10 protein-coding genes are annotated in these 8,680 nt (G+C 62.2%); 4 read left to right on the top strand and 6 right to left on the bottom strand.

Going from position 1 to position 8,680, the window contains the following annotated elements; genetic code table 11:
- Both VIM61_08520 and VIM61_08515 read left to right on the top strand, forming a co-directional pair.
- A partial coding sequence (locus tag VIM61_08520; protein HEY8900443.1) for an AsmA-like C-terminal region-containing protein occupies window positions 1-1,729 on the top strand: 1,729 nt, incomplete at its 5' end.
- A 58-nt stretch (window positions 1,730-1,787) separates the two neighbouring features.
- A complete protein-coding gene (locus VIM61_08515) occupies window positions 1,788-2,606 on the top strand; it encodes a GDSL-type esterase/lipase family protein (protein ID HEY8900442.1) in 819 nt (272 codons plus the stop codon).
- Between the two features lie 67 nt (window positions 2,607-2,673).
- On the opposite strand, the gene rpsR is transcribed toward VIM61_08515, so the two are convergent.
- The 5 genes from rpsR to folE2 all read right to left on the bottom strand — a co-directional run bounded on the left by rpsR (window position 2,674) and on the right by folE2 (window position 6,929).
- Window positions 2,674-2,913, bottom strand: coding sequence for a 30S ribosomal protein S18 (rpsR, locus tag VIM61_08510; protein HEY8900441.1), 240 nt, complete (start codon window positions 2,911-2,913; stop codon window positions 2,674-2,676).
- Between the two features lies 1 nt (window position 2,914).
- On the bottom strand, window positions 2,915-3,088 hold the full coding sequence (gene rpmG / locus VIM61_08505; protein ID HEY8900440.1) for a 50S ribosomal protein L33: 174 nt from the start codon (window positions 3,086-3,088) through the stop codon (window positions 2,915-2,917).
- 6 nt (window positions 3,089-3,094) lie between these two features.
- Window positions 3,095-3,733 (bottom strand): TraR/DksA C4-type zinc finger protein, encoded by a 639-nt coding sequence (locus VIM61_08500; protein ID HEY8900439.1) that lies wholly within the window; start codon window positions 3,731-3,733, stop codon window positions 3,095-3,097.
- Window positions 3,734-3,904: 171 nt separating this feature from the next.
- Window positions 3,905-6,070, bottom strand: coding sequence for a glycogen debranching protein GlgX (glgX, locus tag VIM61_08495; protein HEY8900438.1), 2,166 nt, complete (start codon window positions 6,068-6,070; stop codon window positions 3,905-3,907).
- A gap of 79 nt (window positions 6,071-6,149) precedes the next feature.
- On the bottom strand, window positions 6,150-6,929 hold the full coding sequence (gene folE2, locus VIM61_08490) for a GTP cyclohydrolase FolE2 (protein HEY8900437.1): 780 nt from the start codon (window positions 6,927-6,929) through the stop codon (window positions 6,150-6,152).
- 115 nt (window positions 6,930-7,044) lie between these two features.
- On the opposite strand from folE2, the gene VIM61_08485 reads away from it, so the two are divergent.
- Window positions 7,045-7,755: a radical SAM protein gene (locus VIM61_08485; protein HEY8900436.1), complete on the top strand. Its 711-nt coding sequence runs from the start codon at window positions 7,045-7,047 to the stop codon at window positions 7,753-7,755.
- Window positions 7,756-7,801: 46 nt separating this feature from the next.
- Window positions 7,802-8,164, top strand: a complete 363-nt coding sequence (gene queD / locus VIM61_08480; protein HEY8900435.1) for a 6-carboxytetrahydropterin synthase QueD — start codon at window positions 7,802-7,804, stop codon at window positions 8,162-8,164.
- Between the two features lie 3 nt (window positions 8,165-8,167).
- On the opposite strand, the gene VIM61_08475 is transcribed toward queD, so the two are convergent.
- On the bottom strand, window positions 8,168-8,680 hold a 513-nt coding region (locus VIM61_08475; GenBank protein HEY8900434.1), incomplete at its 5' end, for a hypothetical protein.

The following is an 8,680-nucleotide window of genomic DNA, read 5'->3' as shown; positions in this document are numbered from 1 at the left end:
CGATCGCGTGATGCTCGATGCGACCTACGCCGATCATTTGCTGCACGTGAAAAACCTGCGCGCGTTTGGGTCGTCGGGCGCTTTGCAGGTCGGCGGCACCTGGAACTTCGCCGCCGGAAACGGTCGCGTCGATCTCAGCGGCGGCCTGTCCCTCGCGCCGCTGCTCGAGCTCGCCGGGCGGAAGGACCTGGCCGCGGAGATCCGCTTCGAACGGCCGCCGGCGGTGGACGCCACGGTGACGGCGAGCTCTGGCGCGAACGGGCCGTCGATCTCAGCGGTGGGGCAGGTTTCGGTGGAGGGATTCCGGCTCCGGGGCATTCGCGGTCGCGGTTTTTCGACGCGTTTCGCGTGGAAGGACGGCCGGATTTATCTGCAGGACGCGGTTCTGAAATCCCGCACCGGCACCGTGCGCGCGCAGGTCCTCTCGGGACCGGGAGAGCTGCGGCTCACGCTCGATAGCGATGCGGATCCCACGGAGTTTCTCGAACTTTTCGGACCGAAGGAACAGGACATCATCAAGCTGCTGGATTTCAAGGATCCGCCGAAGCTCACCATTGCGCTCACGGGCACCCGGCCCAGTCTCGACGCGATGTCTGGCAGCGGACACGTCTCGCTCGGGCGCTCGGCGATGCGAGATTCGTGGGTCGACTCCGGCGATGCCGACATCGAGATCGCGGACCGCGCGATCATTTACAAGAATCTCACGATCCACAAAGGCCCGCTCAAAGCCACGGGCTCGTTCACCTACGACTTCGGCCGGCACGAGGTGCGGCTCAATGGCATCCGCTCAAATCTCAATCCGCCGGATATTCTCATGTGGGTCGATCCCCGCATCGCCGCCACCGTGGCGGTCTATCGATTCCGCGGTGCTCCCGACGTGCGGGCGGACGGGATCGCGCACATGGTGGATCCGCGCAAGAACGACCTGGATATCCGCGTCGATGCCCCGGAGGGCCTTGCCTACACGCTGCTGAATCGCGATCTCCTGTTCGACGACGTCGAGGCGACGGTGTTGCTCAAGGGGCAGCAGGTGATTGCCGATGTCGAACGCGCCTCGCTTTACGGCGGAGACGCGGCGGTGAAGGCAAAGGTCTCGATCGCTCCGGAGGATCCCAGCTTCAGCGCCGATGTGTCGCTCGATCGGGTCGATTTCCCGTCCCTCACGAAACTCTATTTCGGCTACTCGAAGTCGGCCGGCGTGATGAGCGGAAAGTATGCGTTCGACGCCAGCCTGCGCGATCCCTCGAAGATGCGCGGCCGGGGCAGCATTCGCGTCGAAGAGGGCCACGTTCTCGCAATTCCGCTGTTCGGGCCGATTTCCGTGATCATCAGCAAGATCATCCCCGGCGCCGGCCATGAGAACGCGCGGCTGGCGACGGCGAATTTTTCGATCGCCGATCAGGTGATTACCACGCGCGATCTCGATATTCAGGGCTCGGGCTTCGAGCTCTTTGGCGACGGCACCATCGGCTTTCCAAGCGGCCGAATGGACCTCACCGTGCGGATCAACGCCCGCGGAATTCCAGGCCTGGTTTTCTTCCCGGTCAGCAAGCTGATGGAATACGTCTCCGTCGGCACGGTCTCGGATCCCCAGTGGCGCCCGAAGGTGATTCCACGGGAATTCTTCGACGTGCTCGGCCTCGGTGGCAATCCTCCGCCCACGCCAGCGCCGGCTTCAACCCCGGCAAAGGCGTCTGCCGCCCCGCCTTCTGCTGGGAAAAGTCGTTAATTTCGGAAGAGAGTTGGTTTTGCTCCGCGGAATGGCTTCGCGTGACTAGATTGCCGCCATGAATTTTTCCAAGGGGAGGGTGGCGCTTTCGATTCTCGGAGCTTTGGCGATGTCGCTGAGCGGAGCACTGGCGACGACGTTGCGCATTATGCCTTTGGGGGACTCGAATACGCAGGCTCCCGCAGGAACGCCAGGTGGCTATCGTTTGGAGGAATATAAGATCCTTACAGATGCGGGATTCATTGTCGATTTTGTGGGGTCTCGAACGGAAAATCCGGCTTTGGAATTGAACGGGGAGGTCGAGCATGAGGGCATCCCCGGCATCTCGATCAATGGACTTGCAACCGGACTTACCCAGAAGCAAACGCTCAAAACATTCCAGCCGGAGTATATCCAACTCATGATTGGCACCAACGATGTCAATCAGACACTTCCAGGGGTGGAAACGCCTGAGGGGGCAGCCGATCGACTCGACGCCCTAGTTAATCAAATCACGCTTGAGAGTCCCAACGCGATCCTGCTTGTGGCTTCAATTCCCCCATTCTATGGCCGGGATTACTATTGGACGGCCTACGGCGCGCCTTACAATGCGGCGATCCCCGGTATTGTGAGCAAATATTCCGCGATGGGGCGCAACGTGCAATTTGTCGATGTCTACGCGGCATTGTCCTATGCAGACTTCGAAGGGGGAGATGGTGTGCACATGCTCCAGTCCGGATACGACAAAATCGGGATCGCCTTTGCCAATGCGATCATTGCCGTTCCGGAGCCTTCGGTGACAAAGCTCCTTCTGGTCGCTGGTGGTGGCGGCTTGCTGATCTTCCTTGCTCTTCGCGGATGGCGCCGGTTGCGTGCGAAATCTGCGAACGCTTCGTAGGCACGAAAAGGCCCGGCTGACCAGGAATCTGGCTCGCCGGGCCCTTTTTTTCGGGTGGGGAAACTGCTTACTTCATCAAGAGCACGTTGCGGGCGCGCTTGATGGCATTGGTGATCTTCCGGTGCAGGTGAGCGGGCATGCCGGTGAGGCGGCGCGGAACGATCTTGCCACTCTCGGTGACGAAGCGGCGGAGCTGCTCGGGATTCTTGTAGTCGATCGCTTCGACGGTGAGGTCGATGCGGCGACGCGGCATCGTGCGGTTCGCGCGACGGAAGTTGGCGCGGCGTTTGGCGGTTTTCGGCTGCATGTTACTTGATCTCGCGGTGAAGGGTGTGCCGCTTGAGGAAAGGGTTGTATTTTTTCTTTTCGAGCCGGGTCGGGGTGCGAGGGCTCTTCTTGTTACGAGTGGTCATGTAGCGCGAGGTGGGTTTCCCCTCGGCCTTCGCTTCGGTGCACTCGATGGTGATGATGTCTTGTCCCATGATGGTCTAGTCCTTGTCTTTGCTGTCGGAGCTGCTGTCGTCGTCTTCGCCTTCGGATTCCTCGTCGGACAATCCGAAGAGAGAGGTCACGGGCTGATGGTGGCGTTGATAGCGGTTACGCTTCTCGATTTCCGCCTGGCATTCCACGGTGTAGCGGGTAAAGGGCAGGGCTTCAAGCCTGGCCTTCATGATCTGCTTGCCGGAAATTTCGCAAACGCCGTAGGAGCCGTCCTCGATGCGCTTGAGCGCCTGGTCGATCTCGTAAAGGCTGTCCTGCTCCATGGAAAGGAGGCCGAGGGCGAAATCGCGATCGTAGGCATCGCTGCCGGCATCGGCCTGGTGCATGCCGAAGGCCGAAGCGTCGCCGCCGGTCTGGGAACGCAGGCTGTCGCGGGCCACGCCGTTCATGCTATCGAGGAGCGTGTCCTTGAGCACGAGAAGCTTCTGGCGCTGGGCTTCGAGGAAAGGGGTGAGCTTCGCGGCGACGCGGTCAGCAGGCTTGGCGCCCTTGCTGCTCGCTTCTCCGTTGGAGACGACAGCCTTGCTGGAAGTCTTCTTGTCGGAAGCGGTGCTCTTTGCCGCGGGTTTGGCATTCTTTGCCGGAGATTTCGAATCGGCGGGGTTTACGGATTTCTTACTGGGCATGACAAATGCGCGGGATGGAAAAAGGTGGCGAAGGTATGCCCTCGTTTCGGGTCATGCAAGTGGTTTTTTGCAATCCGAAGCCTGGACGGGGGAAGTGGATGGGGGTGGCTCGGGTAATCGGGAGTCGAAGGGTGAGGCGGCGTGCAACCCGACTCGCGAGTGGTCGTTTTCTCAGCGTCCGACGAGCACGATGACGGTGCGTTCCGGGATCGTGATGGACGTCTGGCTGGTGAGGCGCGGTTCCTTCCCGGGACTCGCAATGTCGTCGGGCTCCGGCAGCGACGTATCGATCACGCGCAGCCACTGGAGCTTCTTCGGCAGCACGGGCAGCTCGAAGGTGAGCGGCTCGTAGTGCATGTTGAAGGCCGCGTAGATGAAGTCGGGAGGGCCGCCGACGGACGAGGAGTGGCGGCCGCAGAGCATGAACGCGAGCGTGCGGCTGCCGGGGGTCCAGTCCGGCTTCCAGGCTTTCACGCCGTGCCAGCTGATGTCCGGATAGCCGCTGGTGACGCAGTCCAGGCCGGTAAGAAACTCCGTGCGGCGCAGTGCCGGCTGGGCGACGCGGAAGGCGGCGAGCTCGCGATAGAAGCGCAGCAGGCCGGTGTTCTTTTCCGTGAGCGCCCAGTCGAACCAGTTCCATGGTTCGTCGTGGCAGTAGGCGTTGTTGTTGCCGCGCTGGGTGCGGTTGCATTCGTCGCCCATGGTGATCATGGGAACGCCCTGGCTGAGGAAGAGCAGCGCGAGCGCATTCTTTTGGAGGCGCTGACGCAGGGCGAGCACTTCGGGGTCGGTAGTTTCCCCTTCGACGCCGCAATTCCAGCTCGCGTTCCAGTCGCTGCCGTCGCGATTGGCCTCGCCGTTCTCGAGATTGTGCTTCTCGTTGTAGGAATAGAGATCGCGCAGGGTGAAGCCGTCGTGACAGGTGATGAAATTCACCGAGGCGGTCGGTTTGCGACCCGCGGCCTGGTAGAGGTCGGGCGAACCGAGGATGCGCTGGACGATTTCGCCGACAACGCCGGCGTCGCCCTTGAGGAAGCGGCGGGCCGCGTCGCGATATTTGCCGTTCCATTCGAGCCAGCGGCCGTAGTCGGGAAAATGGCCGACCTGATAGAGGCCGCCTGCGTCCCAGGCCTCCGCGATGAGGTGGCAATTCGCGAGAATCGGGGCGTGCGCGAGTTCCTCGATGAGGGGAGGGTCCGCGAGCGGGGTGCCGTCGGAATCGCGCGCCATGACGGACGCGAGATCGAAGCGAAAACCGTCGACGTGAAATTCCGCAGCCCAGTAAGCGAGGGCGTTGCGGATGAACGTGCGGACCACCGGGTGGTTGCAATTCACGGTGTTGCCGCAGCCCGTGTAGTTCGCGTAGCTGCCGTCGGGTAGCAGCATGTAGAAGGTTTGGTTGTCGATGCCGCGGAAGGAAAGCGTGGGGCCGTCTTCGCCGCCCTCGGCCGTGTGGTTGAACACCACGTCGAGCACGACCTGAATCTCCGCCGCGTGCAGATCCTTCACGAGCTGCTTGAACTCGTCGGCCTGGCCGCCCTGGGCGCCGCTGGCGGCGTAGCCGGCCTTCGGGGCGTTGAACCCGACCGTGCTGTAGCCCCAGTAATTGCAGAGCGTCTCGCCGGTGGTCGGATTCGTGCGGGTGTTCTCGCATTCGTCGAACTCGAAGATCGGCATCAGCTCGATGCAATTCACGCCGATCGATTTCAGGTAGGGAATCTTCTCGCGGATGCCGTCGAATGTTCCCGGATTCTTTACGCCGGAGCTGTCGTGCCGGGTGAAGCCCCGCACGTGCATCTCGTAGATCACGAGGTCGGCGGCCGGCACGCGAAGCGGCCGGTCGTGGCCCCAGTCGAACACCTCGTCGCAGACCTGCGCGCGCAGCGGGAAAATGCCGCCGTGGTTGGTCTTCTGCATCCAGACGTCGCGGCCGCCAATGGCCCGCGCAAAGGGATCGAGCAGGATGTAGGAAGGGTCGAAACGATGGCCGAGCTTCTTTTCGTAGGGGCCGCCAAAACGGTAGCCGTATTCGAGCAACGTCTCGTCCAGATCATAGACGATCATTGCCCAGACGTGACCGATCCGGAATTCCGACGGGAAGGGGATCTCGATAAAGGGCTCCGAGCTGCCTTTCTCGAAAAGCACCAGGGTGCACTCGGTGGCGTGGCCGGAGTAGATCGAGAAATTGATGCCGCCCGGCACAAGACTGACGCCAAAGGGAAGGGGGTGTCCGTAACGGAGCTGGTAGTCGCCGTGTTCGTGGGTGTGGTGGGCGACGGCGAGGTCTTCCCGGCGACGGTGGTGAGGTGGCGCTTGCTTCCCGGCAGATTTTCCCATCGGCGGCCAGAATGCGGAAAGTCCCGCTTCTTGCAAATGCGAAATGCCCCCTGTTTTTCCGTCGCCCGGGAAATCGGGCCTATCCGGGGTGCTTTTCGATCAATGCGTAGGCGTTGTGATTGTGGATCGATTCGAAATTCTCGGCCTCGACCCGATACCAGAGGATGTTCGCATCCTCGTCGCAGCGCTGGGCGACGTTGCGGACGAGATCTTCGACGAAGACGGGATTTTCGTAGGCGCGTTCGGTCACGGCCTTCTCGTCCGGGCGCTTGAGCAGGCTGTAGAGCTCGCTGCTGGCGCTGTCCTCGACGAGGCGGATGAGGTCCTCGATCCAGATTGGCTTGCCGAACCGCACCGCGAGGGTGACCTGGCCGCGCTGATTGTGGGCGCCATGGATGCTGATCGCCTTCGAGCACGGGCAGAGCGTGGTGACCGGCACGATGACCGTCAGCACGAAGTCGAGCGTGCCACGTTCCAGCGTGGCGCTGAAGCGAGCGGTGTAGTCGATGAGGCCGATCGCCTGGGTGATAGGCGCCCGTTTTTCGAGAAAGAACGGGAACTCGAACTCGACGTGCGCGCATTGGGAATCCAGTCGTTGCGTGAGCTGCTCGAGGATGTCGCGGATGTTGTCCACGTGCAGCACGGGGCCGTGGGAATTGAGCACCTCGACGAACCGGCTCATGTGCGTGCCCTTGTGGTGGTGCGGCAGGTCGACGGTGAGCTGCGCGGTGGCGACGGTGCTCTGGGTGGCGCGCTGCTTGTCGCGAATCTGGATCGGGTAACGCAGCGCCTTCACGCCGACGCGGTCGATGGCGATCTGGCGGTCGTCGGGCTCGCTTTGCGTATCTTTGAGGTTCATCGGTCGGATCTCGAATGGGCCGCCGGCGAATGCGAAGCGGGAGGACATTCTAGAAGCGGACGGCGCGGCGACAATGCCTGTTTTCATCGCCGCGGTCCGCTGCTAACTTCGCGGGATGTCGGAAGTCGCCACTGCGGACGGACCCGAGATCACTACCGACGAGCCGGCCCGGCCCGCGGGCAGGAATCTCACCGTCAATGAAATCTACACTTCGGTCCAGGGCGAGAGCACCTGGGCCGGGCTGCCGTGCGTTTTCGTGCGGCTCACCTTCTGCGACCTCCGCTGCAGCTACTGCGATACCGAGTATGCCTTTTACAAGGGAACCAGGCGCGCGATCGACAACGTGCTGGCCGAGGTGCTGGCGATCCACTGCCCGCTCGTCGAGATCACCGGCGGCGAGCCGCTGCTGCAAAAAAACGTCCTGCCGCTCATGGCGCGGCTTTGCGATGCCGGCCGCACCGTGCTCATCGAGACCAGCGGCGCGCACGATATCTCGAAGATCGATCCGCGCGTCCATCGCATCATGGACCTCAAGACGCCGTCGAGCGGCGAGTGCGCGCGCAACCGCTTCGAAAATATCCCGCACCTGAATCGCGGCGACGAGGTGAAGTTCGTGCTCGGCTCCCGCGAGGATTACGAGTGGGCCCGCGAGCAGATCGCGGTGCACGAGCTCGGCAATCGCGTCGGCGCCGTGTTGCTGAGCCCGGTCTTTGGAAAGATCAACCCTCAGGACATTGTCGCCTGGATGCTCGAGGACAAGCTGCCGGCTCGCTTCCAGCTCCAGATGCACAAATTCATCTGGGATCCCAAAACCAAGGGCGTGTGAGCATTTTGGATTTTCGATTTTGAGTTTTGGAATCTAGCTTCGCCCCGTGAGAGCTCGCCTGACCAAAGACTTCCGTTTCGAATCCGCCCAGACGCTGCCCAAGCTGCCGCCCGGGCACAAATGCGCGCGGATGCATGGGCATAGCTTTCTGGTCGAGATCAGCGTCGAGGGCGAGGTGAACCCCGAGACCGGCTGGATTTATGACCACTCGCAGATTTCCCGGGCGATGGATCCGCTCGTCGAGCAGCTCGATCACGCCTACCTCAACGAAATTCCCGGCTTGGAAAATCCGACCATCGAGCTGATGGCCGGCTGGTTCTGGAAGATCCTCGCTCCGCAACTTCCCGGCCTCGCCGAGATCGTGATCCACGAAACCCCTCGCGCCCGCTGCAGCTATCGCGGCGAGTAGAGACTACTCGCTGGGCGTCGGTGTCGGTGTGGCGATCGAGAACGTTCCGCTGGCCAGAGTCCCGAGGTCGAGTGTCGTGTCCCCGGGAATTTCCGTCGTGTTCGGTGGAAGCGCGTATTCCGCGGCCGCCTGCACGAGCCGGGTGCCGCTCGCCAGCGTGAGCGTGCCGGCGACGCCCCCGGAATCCAGCGTGATTGTCGCGTGAATGTCGGTCCATTCGGTGGGGACTTCCTCGCCGGGCGGAAAGGCGATCCAGCGATAGCCGGCAAGGCTGGCGAGTGTCGGCAAGCCGAACCCCAAGTTGCCAACCACCGTAACGGATCCGCCGAGGGAAGTGATGGCGCTGGTGGCGCCGGACAGGGTGAGAGTGCTGCCGGATCCGACTGCCGTGGTGTAGGAGTAGCCGGTAGAGCCGTAGGTCGTCGTGAGAGAGCCTGCCGTCGAGATCTCCACCAGGGAGGCGGTTCCCGTGAAGATGAACTCGTCATCGCCGGTCTTCGTGATCACGGCAGGGTT

Source organism: Chthoniobacterales bacterium (assembly GCA_036569045.1).
In the GTDB taxonomy this organism is placed as follows: domain Bacteria; phylum Verrucomicrobiota; class Verrucomicrobiia; order Chthoniobacterales; family JAATET01; genus JAATET01.
Note: the sequence above shows the minus strand (reverse complement) of the source record. Positions and strands in the feature narration are given on the sequence as shown.

Bases quoted from the DNA above. Each gene is read 5' to 3' on its own strand.
- VIM61_08515 (HEY8900442.1), top strand. From the start codon at position 1,788: ATGAATTTTTCCAAGGGGAGGGTGGCGCTTTCGATTCTCGGAGCTTTG.
- rpsR (HEY8900441.1), bottom strand. From the start codon at position 2,913: ATGCAGCCGAAAACCGCCAAACGCCGCGCCAACTTCCGTCGCGCGAAC.
- rpmG (HEY8900440.1), bottom strand. From the start codon at position 3,088: ATGGGACAAGACATCATCACCATCGAGTGCACCGAAGCGAAGGCCGAG.
- VIM61_08500 (HEY8900439.1), bottom strand. From the start codon at position 3,733: ATGCCCAGTAAGAAATCCGTAAACCCCGCCGATTCGAAATCTCCGGCA.
- glgX (HEY8900438.1), bottom strand. From the start codon at position 6,070: ATGGGAAAATCTGCCGGGAAGCAAGCGCCACCTCACCACCGTCGCCGG.
- folE2 (HEY8900437.1), bottom strand. From the start codon at position 6,929: ATGAACCTCAAAGATACGCAAAGCGAGCCCGACGACCGCCAGATCGCC.
- VIM61_08485 (HEY8900436.1), top strand. From the start codon at position 7,045: ATGTCGGAAGTCGCCACTGCGGACGGACCCGAGATCACTACCGACGAG.